This window comes from Streptomyces sp. NPDC001980, from assembly GCF_040296885.1.
GTDB lineage: Bacteria > Actinomycetota > Actinomycetes > Streptomycetales > Streptomycetaceae > Streptomyces.
Genome location: NZ_JBEOYD010000009.1, coordinates 179,361 through 192,611, shown reverse-complemented (window position 1 = coordinate 192,611; position 13,251 = coordinate 179,361). Strand labels below are relative to the sequence as shown.

Here is a 13,251-nt window from a genome sequence, read left to right as displayed (position 1 = left end):
CTCAGTCCCATTCCAGGCCGCCGCGCCGCCAGACGTACGCGTAGGCGACGAAGACGGTGAGCACGAAGAGCAGCATCTCCACGAGCCCGAAAACACCCAGGGCGTCGAAGGTGACGGCCCACGGGTAGAGGAAGACGATCTCGATGTCGAAGACGATGAAGAGCATCGCCGTCAGGTAGTACTTGATCGGGAAACGCCCGCCGCCGGCCGGCGTGGGGGTCGGCTCGATACCGCACTCGTAGGCTTCGAGCTTGGCGCGGTTGTACCGCTTCGGACCGATCAGCGTGGCCATGACCACGGAGAAGATCGCAAAGCCTGCCCCGAGGGCTCCCAGTACGAGGATGGGCGCATAGGCGTTCACCGCTCCTCGCTCCTCTCAGTCGGCACTGACTGGTGGCGGTTCGGATCGGGCTCCCCACCTGCCTCATCCGTCCCGCGAACCCCGCGCGTCCCGGGCGAAGATCGCGAACATGTGAAGCAGGTCACAAGCCCAACTGCCTCGCATCTTATGCCCGCCGCTCTGTGATCTGCGACACGGGGTATTACACAAGCTTTGTGATCTCCACCACCTGACGATCGATCATGAAGTCGGATGAGTAGTGATCTTCATACGCGAAGCGTTCAGCTGATCACCAGAAGTGACAATCTCGACTGTTGACGCAGACGGGAGGGGGTCTCGGGCGAGCGTCTCCATATCAAGAGAGTTCCCCTGCATGCAAATTCGCGATGGACGGGGCGCCTTGATAGAGGGCCGCATTCACACATCGGAGGGAGGCGCGGGTCCCGATGTGGACGCGTGCACGCGTTCACGAACCCGGGCGGACCGTGGCCGCCGACCGACGCACACCCGACGCCCACCCGACGCCCGACGCGATCCCACGCGAGACGCACCCCTCCCGGTAACCGTTCCGTGACCTCCGCCACATCGATGAGAGGCGTCTGAGAACGGGGCTTGGCCAACCATCCCGACCGATGGTAAGCGGGGGGCAATCCGGACGTAACAGCGAAAGAACGTGATCACGGGCTTGATCACAGGCGTCCGCAATGTCCGTTACGGCGTCAATAAAGAAAGACACGCGAGGGATTCGCCGTCTCGATTGAGCAACTGTGGCGCAGCACACGTTTCTTGTAGATATGAAGGAGCCCCTGATACCGGTTGTTCCCATGTCCCACACCGCTCACATACGCAGCCACCGGAAACCCCGCCGCAGCGCGACGACAGGCATCGCCGTGCGCGCCGGAGTTGCCAGTGGCGTCCTCGGCATGGCAGCGGCGGGCGCGGCCTCGGCGAGTGCCGCCGAACCCGTGACGCAGACGCTCGAACTGCCCACTCTGACGGCCGATCTGGCCACCCAGGTGGCCCAGTCCGCCGACGCCACGCAGCAGGCCGCGGCGAACTACACCCTCCAGGCCGAGCGCGACGCGGCGGCCGCAAATGCCGCGAAGCAGGCCAAGGCGGACCTCGCCGAGGCGAAGCAGAAGGCCGAAGCCAAGAAGAAGAAGGCCGAGGAGGCCCGTAAGGCCGCCGCGGAGCGCGCCGCCTCGCGGAGCGCCGAGCGGACCACCCTCAGCGCCTCCACGGGCTCCAGCGCCTCCACGAGCACGTCCACGAGCACGTCCACGGCGACCGGTTCGGCCGCCGCGGTGGTCGCCTTCGTGAAGGCTCAGATCGGCGACGCCTACGTCTCCGGCGGCACGGGCCCCAACTCGTGGGACTGCTCGGGTCTCGTCCAGGCCGCCTTCAAGTCGGTCGGCGTCAGCCTGCCGCGCGTCTCCCAGGACCAGTCGACGCAGGGCACCCAGGTCTCACTGAGCAACCTCCAGCCCGGCGACATCCTCTACTGGGGCAGCGCCGGCAGCGCGTACCACGTGGCGGTGTACGTGGGTGACGGCATGTTCGTGGGCGCACAGAACCCCTCCAGCGGCGTCGGCGAGCACCCGCTGTCGTACGACCCGCCGACCGGCGCGGTGCGGGTGCTCTGACAACCCGGGCAACAAAGACAACTCGGGCATCACGCAAGCACGGTAGGGCCGCAGCCGCTCGGGGGCAGCGGCCCTTCCGGCGTGCCCGCCCGCCCGAGGCCCGCCGCCTCGCCGGCTCCTCCCCCGCGGATCACCCTTCCGCGGGCCGCCCCTCTCCCGGTTGTCCACAGCCCGCAGGCCGCCACGAGAGTTGTCCACAGGCACGCCCGTGATCCGGTGACTCCTGGGATGCTCGGTGCAGGCCGCTCGCACGGAGCGGCGGCCCCGAGATCCGAGAAGGAGACACCGCGATGCCACGCGTCTTCGTCCAGGGAAACCCCACGGACTACTACCCCCGGCACGCCCCCGAGGCCCGGCGCGGTTCGGTGCGCCGCATCACCGAGACCGGCGAGGACGTCCTGCACAAGCCGTGCCGGGACGTCACCGAGTTCGGTCCCGACCTCGCCGCGCTCATCGACGACATGTTCCTCACCATGTACATCGCCGAGGGAGCCGGCCTCGCGGCGAACCAAGTCGGGGTCGATCTGCGGCTGTTCGTGTACGACTGCCCCGACGACGACGGTGTCCGACATGTCGGGCACATCGTCAACCCCGTACTGGTGGCACCGGACCCGGCCGGGCGGCGGCTGCTCGACGACAGCGAGGGGTGTCTGTCGGTGCCGGGCGCCGTGATGGACGTACCGCGGCCGGACCGGGCGGTCATGCACGGACAGGACAAGGACGGCAATCCGCTCACCGTCGAGGGAACAGGGTATTTCGCCCGCTGCCTGGCGCACGAGACCGACCATGTGAACGGGCGTGTGTATCTCGACCGGCTCTCCAAGCGGGAGCGGAAGGAAGCGCTGCGGCAGATGGCGGACCGGCGGGAGGACGTCTACGCCCGCCGGGCCGCCAACATCGAGGCGATCGGCTCCTAGGAGCGGTCAGGCCTTCGGGGCCACCTTGCTCAGGCCGTTGATGATGCGGTCCATCGCGTCACCGCCGGTCGGGTCGGTGAGGTTCGCCAGGAGCTTCAGGGTGAACTTCATCAGCAGCGGGTGGGTCAGGCCGCGCTGGGCGGCGATCTGCATGACCTTCGGGTTGCCGATGAGCTTCACGAAGGCGCGGCCCAGCGTGTAGTAGCCGCCGTAGGTGTCCTTGAGAACGCGCGGGTAGCGCTGCAGAGCCATCTCGCGCCCACTGGGCGTGGCCCGCGCGTGGGCCTGCACGATGACGTCGGCGGCGATCTGGCCGGACTCCATGGCGTAGGCGATGCCCTCGCCGTTGAAGGGGTTCACCAGGCCGCCGGCGTCGCCGACGAGGAGCAGGCCGCGGGTGTAGTGGGGCTGCCGGTTGAAGGCCATGGGGAGGGCGGCGCCGCGGATCGGGCCGGTCATGTTCTCGGGGGTGTAGCCCCAGTCCTCGGGCATGGAGGCGCACCAGGCCTTGAGGACCTCGCGCCAGTCCAGTTCCTTGAAGGAGTCGGAGGTGTTCAGGACGCCGAGACCCACGTTGGAGGTGCCGTCGCCCATGCCGAAGATCCAGCCGTAGCCGGGCAGCAGGCGGTCCTGGGGGCCGCGGCGGTCCCAGAGTTCCAGCCAGGACTCCAGGTAGTCGTCCTCGTGCCGGGGGGAGGTGAAGTAGGTCCGGACGGCCACACCCATCGGGCGGTCCTCGCGGCGGTGCAGGCCCATCGCGAGGGAGAGCCGGGTGGAGTTGCCGTCGGCGGCCACGACGAGCGGCGCGTGGAAGGTGACCTCGCGCTTCTCCTCGCCGAGCTTGGCGTGCACGCCGGTGATCCGGCCGGTGCGGTCGTCGACGATCGGAGCGCCGACGTTGCAGCGCTCGAAGAGGCGGGCGCCCGCCTTCTGCGCCTGCCGGGCGAGCTGTTCGTCGAAGTCGTCGCGCTTGCGGACGAGGCCGTAGTCGGGGAAGGAGGCGAGATCCGGCCAGTCCAGCTGCAGGCGGGTGCCGCCACCGACGATGCGCAGGCCCTTGTTGCGCAGCCAGCCGGCCTCCTCGGAGATGTCGACGCCCATGGCGACCAGCTGTTTCACCGCACGCGGGGTGAGGCCGTCGCCGCACACCTTCTCGCGCGGGAACTCGGTCTTCTCCAGCAGCAGCACGTCAAGGCCGGACTTGGCGAGGTGATATGCCGTCGTGGAGCCGGCTGGCCCCGCGCCGACGACGATGACATCGGCGGTGTTTTCGGAGAGGGGCTCGGTCACGGCAGGGTCTCCCCAAGGCTCGAAATCTGCGTGCCGACCGGCACTGGACATGGGCAGTCTATTCAGCGGTACCGATCACCCTGCTGAAGGGCTGTCCCTGTGAACCGAGCTCTCCCCGCGGTACGGCTGCGCGTGCCCACGCATGAGGACGCGTTCGCCTGGCACCGGGTCTTCGACGACCCGGAGGTCATGGAGTTCCACGGCGGCAGGTCCGCCGAGCTGTCCGTCTACGAGGAGCTCACCGCCCGCCAGCGCCGGCACGACGCCGAGCTCGGCTTCTGCCTGTGGACGATGACCGACGAGGCCGGGCAGGTCATCGGATTCACCGGCGCCCAGCCGTGGCCGCAGGAGTGGGGTCCCAGGGGGGAGATCGAGATCGGCTGGCGGCTCGGGCGGGACCACTGGGGCAAGGGGTACGCGACCGCGGCGGCGCGGATGACGGTGGAGCGGCTGCGGGCGGCCGGCGTGCCGGAGGTGGTGGCGATGGTGCGGCCGGGGAACGAGCGGTCGGTCGCGGTGACCCGACGCCTCGGCATGGATCTGGCGCAGACGTTCCCGCACCCGCGGCTCCCGGAGGAGGCGCTCTGCTTCCGGCTCGACCTGCGGGACGACGGCACACTCGACTACAGAGAGTGACGATCTGTTACAGAAAGACACTTGTCGCTTCCGGCCGCCATATGCCGCGGGTTACCCTTCCAGTACCGCTGGGGGTGACATCTGTGCATATAACACCCAAAACACCCGAAGTGCGTGTGCCACGGCTGGTCGGACTGATGGCCGTGGACGCGCGCGAGACCGCCCGGTCGCGGGGTCTGTTTCTGAACGCGCCGGACCGGCCGGACTTCCATCTCACGGTCGTCGACTACGTCGTGCGCCAGTTCCCGCAGCCCGGTGCCGAGGTGCCGCGGGACTCCATGGTGTACGTGTGGTTCGACTTCGGTGAGGGGGAGGGCGGCGGGGGCGTGCGCGAGCCGCGCATCCCACGGCCGCCCAGGGGCGGGCTGCAACGGGAGCTGGACCAGCCCGGGGACAACACCTTCGAGGTGAGCAGCCTGTGAGTCCCCGGTCGGGGCTCAGGCCTCCTTGAAGCCCCGGTGCAGGGCGACGATCCCACCGGTGAGGTTGCGCCAGGCCACCTTCGACCAGCCCGCCGCGCGCAGCCGCCCGGCCAGCGCGGGCTGGTCGGGCCAGGCGCGGATGGACTCGGCGAGGTAGACGTAGGCGTCCGGGTTGGAGGAGACCGCGCGGGCGACCGGCGGCAGGGCCCGCATCAGGTACTCGGTGTAGACGGTCCGGAAGGGCGCCCAGGTCGGGTGCGAGAACTCGCAGATCACGACCCGCCCGCCGGGCCGTGTCACCCGGTACATCTCGCGCAGGGCCGCGTCGGTGTCCTGGACGTTGCGCAGCCCGAAGGAGATCGTCACGGCGTCGAAGGTGTCGTCCCCGAACGGCAGCCGGGTGGCGTCCCCGGCGGTGAAGGGCATCCAGGCGTTGCGCCGCTTGCCGACCTGGAGCATGCCCAGGGAGAAGTCGCAGGGCACGACGTAGGCGCCGGCCCGGACGAACGGCTGGGAGGAGGTGCCCGTGCCGGCCGCCAGGTCCAGGATCTTCTGCGCGGGGCGCGCGTCGACCGCCTTGGCGACCTCCTTCCGCCACTGCCGGTCCTGGCCGAGCGACAGCACGTCGTTGGTCAGGTCGTACCGTTCCGCCACGTCGTCGAACATCGAGGCGACTTCGTGCGGCTGCTTGTTCAGGGAGGCGCGGGTCACGCTCGCCATTCTTGCAGCACGCCCTCAGGGGAGGAGCTTCGGCTTCTTCTTCGCGGCCACGTCCTCCACCCAGCCGCACGCCACGACGAACACCGCGATCAGGATCCAGCCGACGCCGAACATGAACCACTGGCTGTCCAGCGGGAGCCACTTCTCGAACGCGGGCACGTTCCACATCTGGTCGATCAGCGGGACCGCGAGGACCAGGGCGATCTCGTGCCAGAGGTAGATGGTCACCGCGCGGGCGTTGAAGATCGTGACCGTCCGGTCGAGCTTCTTGTAGCGGGTCAGCCAGGCGAAGTCGATCTTGAAGTAGGCCTTCGCCCACATCAGCAGCATCACGAACCCGGCCGACCAGAAGGCCTGCGCGAGGGGGTTCTCGTCCAGGTCGTAGGTGCCGAAGTCGGCCTGGTGCGAGAAGGCGTACCAGCCGCCGTAGCCGACGGCGGCGAGCGAGCCGACGACGACCAGGGCCGGCTTCATCCGCCGGAGCACCCCGTCGCGGTGGGCGAAGCCGAGGATCCAGCAGAAGAGGTACGTCGACAGGTCCCACAGGGCGCTGCCGAAGCGGTTGTCCGGGCCGGACCAGACGAAGTTCAGGACCAGGATCGGGGCCAGCGACCCCAGGAGTACCGGGATCGGGGCCTTGCGGAAGATCCACAGCAGGGCCGGGGAGAGGAGGACGAACCAGAGGTAGGTGCGCAGGTACCAGAGGATCTCCCAGGCCTGCTCGCCCCACGCGTTGCCCGGCGGGTCGCCGAGCGGCACGATCCAGTAGACGATCTGCCAGCCCGGCATCCAGTCGTGGATCAGCATCGCCAGGACGACGAAGAAGCCCCAGAACCAGAACGGGGGCAGCAGGCGGCGGAGGCGGCTCTTGACCACCTTCAGTGCCGGGCGCTCCAGGGACTTCGCCATGAGGGTGCCGGCGAGGCCGAACATGATGCCCATGGAGGGGAACACCATGCCGCACCAGGCCCAGCCGAAGGTGTGGTAGGTGACGACGCGGATGAGGGCGACGGCTCGGAGCGTGTCGAAGTAGCGGTCCCTTGCGGGGGGCTTGGGCCGGGGGTCGGACTCCTGGGCGTCGGCAGCTTCGGTGCCCACAGCGGTCGCATCCGGCTGCGGTGCCGGTTCCGGTTCAGGTTCCACCAGGGGCAGAGGGGCCGTCTGGTCTGGCGCCGGGCTGTAGGTGTACTCGGTGTACTGCTGTTGTTGCGGGTACGGCTGCTGCGCGTACTGCGGCTGGCCGCCGTAGGGGCCGTGGTCGTAGCCGTTGTAGCCCTGCTGGTACGGGTTCTGCTGGTACGGGTTCTGCTGGTCCCAGGTCATCAGCCGCTCACCCCCGCCGGGGTGCCGACCTCGCCCGTGCGCTTGAGTTTCTGCCAGCGCAGGCGGCCGCCGGTGAGGGCGGTGATGCAGGAGTGGATGAGGACGAGGTACATCATCTGGCGGTAGGCCAGTTGTTGCAGCGGCATCATCGCGAGGTAGCGGTACTTCTCCTTGTCCAGGCGGAACGCGTAGGCGGCGCAGGCCAGTTGGATGCCGAGGACGGCGAGCCAGGCCAGCAGGGCCGCCTCGAAGTCGACGAAGATCATGGAGTAGACCGTGAAGACGTCGATGAGGGGGGCGAAGACCGGGGTGACGATCTGGAAGAGGACGACCAGGGGCATGCCGACGCGGCCGAAGCGGCCCGACGGGCCCTTGTCCGTCAGGGACTTGCGGTGCTTCCAGAGGGCCTGCATGGTGCCGTAGGACCAGCGGTAGCGCTGGGACCACAGCTGCTTGAGCGAACCGGGCGCCTCCGTCCAGGCCTTGGCGTGCTCCTGGTAGACGACCCGCCAGCCGGCGCGGTGCATGGCGATGGTGATGTCGGTGTCCTCGGCGAGGGTGTCCTCGCTCATGCCGCCGACCCCCAGGACCGCGTCGCGGCGGAAGGCGCCGATCGCACCGGGGATGGTCGGCATGCAGCGCAGCAGGTCGTACATGCGCCGGTCGAGGTTGAAGCCCATCACGTACTCGATGTGCTGCCAGGCGCCGATGATCGTGTTGCGGTTGCCGACCTTCGCGTTCCCGGCGACCGCGCCGACCTCGGGGTCGGAGAAGGGCTGCACGAGGTGCCGTACCGTCTCCGGCTCGAAGACCGTGTCGCCGTCCATCATCACGACGATGTCGTAACTGGCGTTGCGCACGCCGTTGTTGAGGGCGGCCGGCTTGCCGGCGTTCTCCTGGCGGATGACGCGGACGTTGTGCATGCCGAGCTTGTCGGCGGCGGCGCGGGCGATCTCCGAGGTGCCGTCCGTGGAACCGTCGTCGACGACGATGACCTCGATCGGGTGGGTGCTCTGCGCCAGCGACTCCAGGGTGTTGGCGATGCACTCCTTCTCGTTGTACGCCGGGACGATCACGCTCACCGGCCGGGTGACCGTCGGACCCCAGCTGAACCGGCGCTTGTTGCGCTGTCTGTAGTGGCGGCGGGCGATGAGCAGCATCATCCCGAAGCGTCCCATCACCGCGACGCCCACGACGAACAGCAGGCCGGAGAGGACGGGGAGGGCCCACTCGGCCATCGCGACCGCCACGATGAGGGCCTTGCCCTCGTAGAGGGTCATGCCGGTGGCCGTGCGGTGGGCGGCCTGGAGGCGGGAGACGGTGGTGGCGCGGGTGCCGGTACCGGTACCGGTACCACCCTCACCGCTGGGGGCGGTGCCGTTCGGGGCGGTGCCGCCGCCGGGCTGGGAGCCAGTAGCCGTGCCGCTGCCGGTGCCCGTGCCGGTTCCGGTCACGCCGGCCTCGGTGAGGCCGGTGGTGGTCTGGCCGTTCGTCGTGGTGGTGCTCGCGGAGGCGGCCTGCCGGTCGGTGGTGCTCCGCTTCTGGATGACACCGCTGACGGTGGTGAAGGTGTAGCCCTTCGCCTTCATCTTCTCGATGTACTGCGGCAGCGCCTTGATCGTCTGCGAGCGCTCGCCACCGGCGTCGTGGAAGAGGACCGCCGCGCCCTTGGTGCCGCTCGGCGTGGCCCACTTGACGATCTTCGAGACGCCCGGCTTCTTCCAGTCGTCGCTGTCGGTGTCGACGAAGACGCTGGTGTAGCCCTCGTCGCCGAGCTTCTTGTAGACCGGCCAGCTGTAGTTGTCGATGGCGTCCGTCTCCGAGGAGTACGGCGCGCGGAAGAGGGTCGTGGTGATGCCGGCCGCGCCCGCCAGCGCGAGCTGGGTCTGCTGCATCTCGCGGTTGATCCGGGCATCGCTCTGGTACGACAGGTCGACGTGCGTGAACGTGTGGATGCCGACCTCGTTGCCCTGCTGGACCATCGTCTTCACGATGCTCGGGTAGCGCGACACCATCGAGCCGACCAGGAAGAACGTGGCGGGCACGTCGTACTGCTGCAGGATCTTGAGGACCTGCGGGGTGTAGGTCGGGTTCGGGCCGTCGTCGAAGGTGAGGGCGATGGTCTTGGAGGGGACCGAGACCGTGGTCGCCTGACCGCCCCGGAAGGTGAGGATCGGGCCGCCGTCGAGGACCTTGTCGGGGACCTTGCTGGAGCTGGCGCCGGTACGCACCCGCTGGTCGCCGCCGACCTCTGCGCGCAGATAGCCGTCGAGCAGCATCACGCAGGTCAGCGCCAGCAGGAGCAGCAGGGCGAGGATGACACGTGGTTTCTGCAGCGCCGCGGCCCTGCCCGCCGCCCGCTCGATGCGGGAGGGGGCGCGCCTGCGGCCGCGTGCGGACGTCGGAGTAGTCATGGGGAGAGGCCTGCGTTCCCGGTCAGTCGGCGGTGGCGGATGCGGAGGCGGACGGGGTGGCGGTGGCCGAGGGCGGCGCCGACGGGCGGCCGCTGGGCAGGCCGGCCTGACGGCCGATGCCGCCCTGCGGGCGCTCGCCGCCGGGGGCGTTGCCGGCGCGCGCGAAGTCGGGGATCAGCGAGTCCGGGGTGAGCGAGGTTCCCCAGCCCATGAAGGCGGCGCCGAGCACTCCCGTGTAGGCGAGGCAGACGACGCCGAGGAGGAGGCCGACGCGCCGCAGCACCTTGGAACGGCGCCCGGAGGAGTCGACGAATACGGGCCCCTCGGCAGACCCGTTGCCTTGTTTGCGGCGGCGACCACGCCCCGCGGCGCGGCTTTCGATGGCAGGCTCGGATTGCATTCCACGGATATTAGGGAGTCTTTATGTGATCGCCTTCGGAGTTCTTGTGAGGTGCCCATGAGAAACCCCTTAACCTGTCTTTTCACTGAGAGATTCTGTGAACACCTGCGGTGGCGGCCAGGGGTAGGAAACCACCTGAACATCCCTTTCGTGCTGCACCTTTCACCCCCTTCACGCCTTTCATTCCATGAGGTTTCTATGTATTGATCGAACCGTTGAACACCATGGCCATGTGAGACGTTTTCCTTTTGAATCAGGCTTTGTTTCGAGCCTGAGACACAAATCACGAGAGCGGGTGCATCTTAATGCGGAGTTTCCTCAGGCCGGCTGCTGGGCTTACCTGCCTGTTTGCCATGGCAGTCACGGGGTGCTCCTCGGGCTCCGACGGCACGTCGGACGCGGCACCCGCGCCGTCGGAGAAGGCGTCGGCGTCCGCGTCGGCGTCCGCGAGCGGGGCCGACGGCTCGGAGGGGTCCGGCACGTCGTACGCGCCCTACGTCAGCGCGACGGAGGCCGCCGACACGGACGACGCCGGGTCGCCCTCGACGTACAACCTGGCCTTCGTGATCGCCGACGGCAGCAGCTGCACGCCGGCGTGGAACGGGGCGGACGCCATCGGCGGTTCGGCCGTGAAGTCGCGGATCTCCAAGCTGAAGGAGGACGGTGCGACGGTCCGGGTGTCCTTCGGCGGGGCCTCCGGGAAGGAGCTGGCGACGACGTGCTCCAGCGTGACGAACCTCGCCGCCGCGTACGGCGCCGCGCTGGACGCCGCGGGCTCCACGCAGGCCGACTTCGACATCGAGGGCGACACGCTGACCGACTCCGGCTCGGTCGCCCTGCGGTCGGAGGCGATCGCGCTGCTCCAGAAGGAACGGCCGGACCTGGAGGTGTCCTTCACGCTCCCCGTGATGCCGTCGGGGCTCGACTCCGACGGCCTCGCGCTGCTGGAGTCAGCGAACAAGTACGACGTGCAGGTCTCGACGGTGAACATCATGACCATGAACTACGGCGAGTCGTACGACGGCGACATGGGCGGCTACGCGGTCACCTCGGCGAAGGCCACGCACACGCAGCTGAAGAAGGTGTTCGGGCTGTCGGACGCGGGAGCGTGGGGCGGGATGGCGCTGACCTCGATGATCGGGGTGAACGACGTCGACGGGGAGACGTTCTCGCTGTCCGACGCGAAGGATGTGCGGGCGTTCGCGGAGGAGGAGGGGGTCGCGTGGGTGTCGATGTGGTCGACGTTCCGGGATGTGCAGTGTGAGAGCGGGGCTGCTTCGCAGGATGACGCGGCGACCGATTGCAGTGGGGTGACTCAGAGTTCGGGGGCGTTCGGGGAGGCGTTTGCCGGCTGAGTGCGCAACTGCGGGTAGTACGTGGCTGGTCGCGCCCACGCGGCGGAGCCGCATATTGATACAGCCCCGCGCCCCTGTCGGGGCGCTCCTACCTACGCCTGTGGACAAGGCGCCCCGCGCACACCGTGGCGATGCACTCCCCCGCCTCGTCGAACACCGCGAGGTCGGCCCGGGCGGTCTGCACGATGGCCGGCTGTGACGGCGTGCCCGAAAGGACCACCACGTCGTTGCGCTCCGCCGCCGCCCGCAGTTCGGGCGAGTCCGCGTACCGCTCCAGGACCGCGACCGCCCCCTGCTTCAGCACCGCGTGCACGCGCTCCCGTGGGCTGGGGGCGTCCGGAAGGGGGCCGTCGTGGACGCGGGCCGGGCCCAGGGCGCCGCCCGGCCAGGTGCGGACCCGTGCCCGCGGGAAGCGCTCACGCAGGTCCTCGTACGGTCCCACGGCGGCGATCCGGTCCTGCACGACGGCCACCGCGCCGTTCTCGACCGGCTCGGCGTCCCACGTGACGAAGACCCGGTCCGCCGTGTGAATCGTCTCCACGAATACGAATACGGATACGTCGGGCGTCAGTTGGAGGCGAGGAGCTTCAGCTCGGGGTGTGCGGTGCCGCCCTCGATCGCCGTCGAGGAGATGTGGGACATCACCCGCTCGTCGACCGGGTCGTTCGCCGGGTCGTCGTGGACCACGAGGTGCTCGTAGGTCGTGGCGCGCTGCGCCGGGACGCGGCCCGCCTTGCGGATCAGGTCGATGATCTCCAGGCGGTTGGAGCGGTGCTTGGCGCCGGCGGAGGAGACGACGTTCTCCTCCAGCATGATCGAGCCGAGGTCGTCCGCGCCGTAGTGGAGCGAGAGCTGGCCGACCTCCTTGCCGGTCGTCAGCCAGGAGCCCTGGATGTGGGCGACGTTGTCCATGAAGAGGCGGGCGATGGCGATCATCCGCAGGTACTCGAAGAGCGTGGCCTGCGTGCGGCCCTTCAGGTGGTTGTTCTCGGGCTGGTAGGTGTACGGGATGAAGGCGCGGAAGCCGCCCGTGCGGTCCTGGACGTCCCGGATCATGCGCAGGTGCTCGATGCGCTCGGCGTTGGTCTCGCCGGTGCCCATGAGCATGGTCGAGGTGGACTCGACGCCGAGCCTGTGGGCGGTCTCCATGATCTCCAGCCAGCGCTCGCCGCTCTCCTTGAGGGGCGCGATGGCCTTGCGGGGGCGCGCGGGGAGGAGCTCCGCGCCGGCGCCCGCGAAGGAGTCCAGGCCGGCCTCGTGGATGCGGGTGATGGCCTCCTCGACGGAGACGCCGGAGATCCGGGCCATGTGCTCGACCTCGGAGGCGCCCAGGGAGTGGATGACCAGCTGCGGGAACGCGTCCTTGATCGCCTTGAAGTGCTTCTCGTAGTACTCGACGCCGAAGTCGGGGTGGTGGCCGCCCTGGAACATGATCTGGGTGCCGCCCAGCTCGACCGTCTCCGCGCAGCGGCGCAGGATGTCGTCGAGGTCGCGGGTCCAGCCCTTGGCGGTGTCCTTGGGGGCCGCGTAGAAGGCACAGAACTTGCACGCCGTGACACACACGTTCGTGTAGTTGATGTTCCGCTCGATGATGTACGTCGCGATGTGCTCGGTACCCGCGTACCGGCGGCGGCGCACGGCGTCGGCGGCGGCGCCCAGCGCGTGCAGCGGGGCGTCGCGGTAGAGGTCGAGCGCCTCCTCGGGCGTGATGCGTCCGCCCGCCGCGGCACGGTCGAGGACAGACTGGAGGTCGGCCTTCTCGGTCACCAGGGCTTTCCCTTCGGCAGGGGT

13 protein-coding genes are annotated in these 13,251 nt (G+C 69.0%); 5 read left to right on the top strand and 8 right to left on the bottom strand.

The annotated features are described in order from the left end of the window. Window position 1 precedes the first annotated feature (1 nt). Window positions 2-361, bottom strand: coding sequence for an NADH-quinone oxidoreductase subunit A (locus tag ABT137_RS16525; protein ID WP_007383963.1), 360 nt, complete (start codon window positions 359-361; stop codon window positions 2-4). An 803-nt stretch (window positions 362-1,164) separates the two neighbouring features. Between ABT137_RS16525 and ABT137_RS16520 the strand changes: the two genes are divergently transcribed. Then, window positions 1,165-1,983: a C40 family peptidase gene (locus tag ABT137_RS16520; protein WP_351708880.1), complete on the top strand. Its 819-nt coding sequence runs from the start codon at window positions 1,165-1,167 to the stop codon at window positions 1,981-1,983. Between the two features lie 290 nt (window positions 1,984-2,273). Then, window positions 2,274-2,900, top strand: coding sequence for a peptide deformylase (gene def, locus ABT137_RS16515; protein WP_351708877.1), 627 nt, complete (start codon window positions 2,274-2,276; stop codon window positions 2,898-2,900). Between the two features lie 6 nt (window positions 2,901-2,906). Here the strand turns inward: def and ABT137_RS16510 are convergent, their stop codons facing one another. Next, on the bottom strand, window positions 2,907-4,241 hold the full coding sequence (locus tag ABT137_RS16510) for a geranylgeranyl reductase family protein (protein ID WP_351708874.1): 1,335 nt from the start codon (window positions 4,239-4,241) through the stop codon (window positions 2,907-2,909). A 48-nt stretch (window positions 4,242-4,289) separates the two neighbouring features. On the opposite strand from ABT137_RS16510, the gene ABT137_RS16505 reads away from it, so the two are divergent. Together ABT137_RS16505 and ABT137_RS16500 are read left to right on the top strand one after the other, a co-directional pair. Continuing rightward, window positions 4,290-4,826 carry a GNAT family N-acetyltransferase gene (locus ABT137_RS16505; protein ID WP_351708871.1) on the top strand — a complete coding sequence of 179 codons (537 nt, stop codon included), beginning with the start codon at window positions 4,290-4,292 and terminating at the stop codon, window positions 4,824-4,826. Window positions 4,827-4,936: 110 nt separating this feature from the next. Then, window positions 4,937-5,248 (top strand): PASTA domain-containing protein, encoded by a 312-nt coding sequence (locus tag ABT137_RS16500; RefSeq protein ID WP_351708868.1) that lies wholly within the window; start codon window positions 4,937-4,939, stop codon window positions 5,246-5,248. A 15-nt stretch (window positions 5,249-5,263) separates the two neighbouring features. On the opposite strand, the gene ABT137_RS16495 is transcribed toward ABT137_RS16500, so the two are convergent. The 4 genes from ABT137_RS16495 to ABT137_RS16480 are packed head-to-tail and all read right to left on the bottom strand — an operon-like array spanning window position 5,264 to window position 10,105. Then, window positions 5,264-5,959 (bottom strand): demethylmenaquinone methyltransferase, encoded by a 696-nt coding sequence (locus tag ABT137_RS16495; protein ID WP_089099844.1) that lies wholly within the window; start codon window positions 5,957-5,959, stop codon window positions 5,264-5,266. Window positions 5,960-5,983: 24 nt separating this feature from the next. After that, a complete protein-coding gene (locus ABT137_RS16490) occupies window positions 5,984-7,291 on the bottom strand; it encodes an acyltransferase family protein (protein WP_351708865.1) in 1,308 nt (435 codons plus the stop codon). Then, window positions 7,291-9,705 carry a bifunctional polysaccharide deacetylase/glycosyltransferase family 2 protein gene (locus ABT137_RS16485; RefSeq protein WP_351708862.1) on the bottom strand — a complete coding sequence of 805 codons (2,415 nt, stop codon included), beginning with the start codon at window positions 9,703-9,705 and terminating at the stop codon, window positions 7,291-7,293. Before ABT137_RS16485 ends, ABT137_RS16490 begins: the two co-directional genes overlap by 1 nt. A 22-nt stretch (window positions 9,706-9,727) precedes the next feature. Beyond that, window positions 9,728-10,105 carry a hypothetical protein gene (locus ABT137_RS16480; RefSeq protein WP_351708859.1) on the bottom strand — a complete coding sequence of 126 codons (378 nt, stop codon included), beginning with the start codon at window positions 10,103-10,105 and terminating at the stop codon, window positions 9,728-9,730. 305 nt (window positions 10,106-10,410) lie between these two features. On the opposite strand from ABT137_RS16480, the gene ABT137_RS16475 reads away from it, so the two are divergent. Beyond that, entirely contained in the window at window positions 10,411-11,460 is a 1,050-nt protein-coding gene (locus ABT137_RS16475; protein ID WP_351708856.1) for a chitinase, read from the top strand. An 88-nt stretch (window positions 11,461-11,548) separates the two neighbouring features. Here the strand turns inward: ABT137_RS16475 and ABT137_RS16470 are convergent, their stop codons facing one another. Together ABT137_RS16470 and mqnC are read right to left on the bottom strand one after the other, a co-directional pair. Further along, window positions 11,549-12,001 (bottom strand): imidazolonepropionase-like domain-containing protein, encoded by a 453-nt coding sequence (locus ABT137_RS16470; protein ID WP_351708853.1) that lies wholly within the window; start codon window positions 11,999-12,001, stop codon window positions 11,549-11,551. 26 nt (window positions 12,002-12,027) lie between these two features. Beyond that, window positions 12,028-13,227, bottom strand: a complete 1,200-nt coding sequence (gene mqnC / locus ABT137_RS16465; RefSeq protein ID WP_351708850.1) for a cyclic dehypoxanthinyl futalosine synthase — start codon at window positions 13,225-13,227, stop codon at window positions 12,028-12,030. Between the last annotated feature and the right edge of the window lie 24 nt (window positions 13,228-13,251).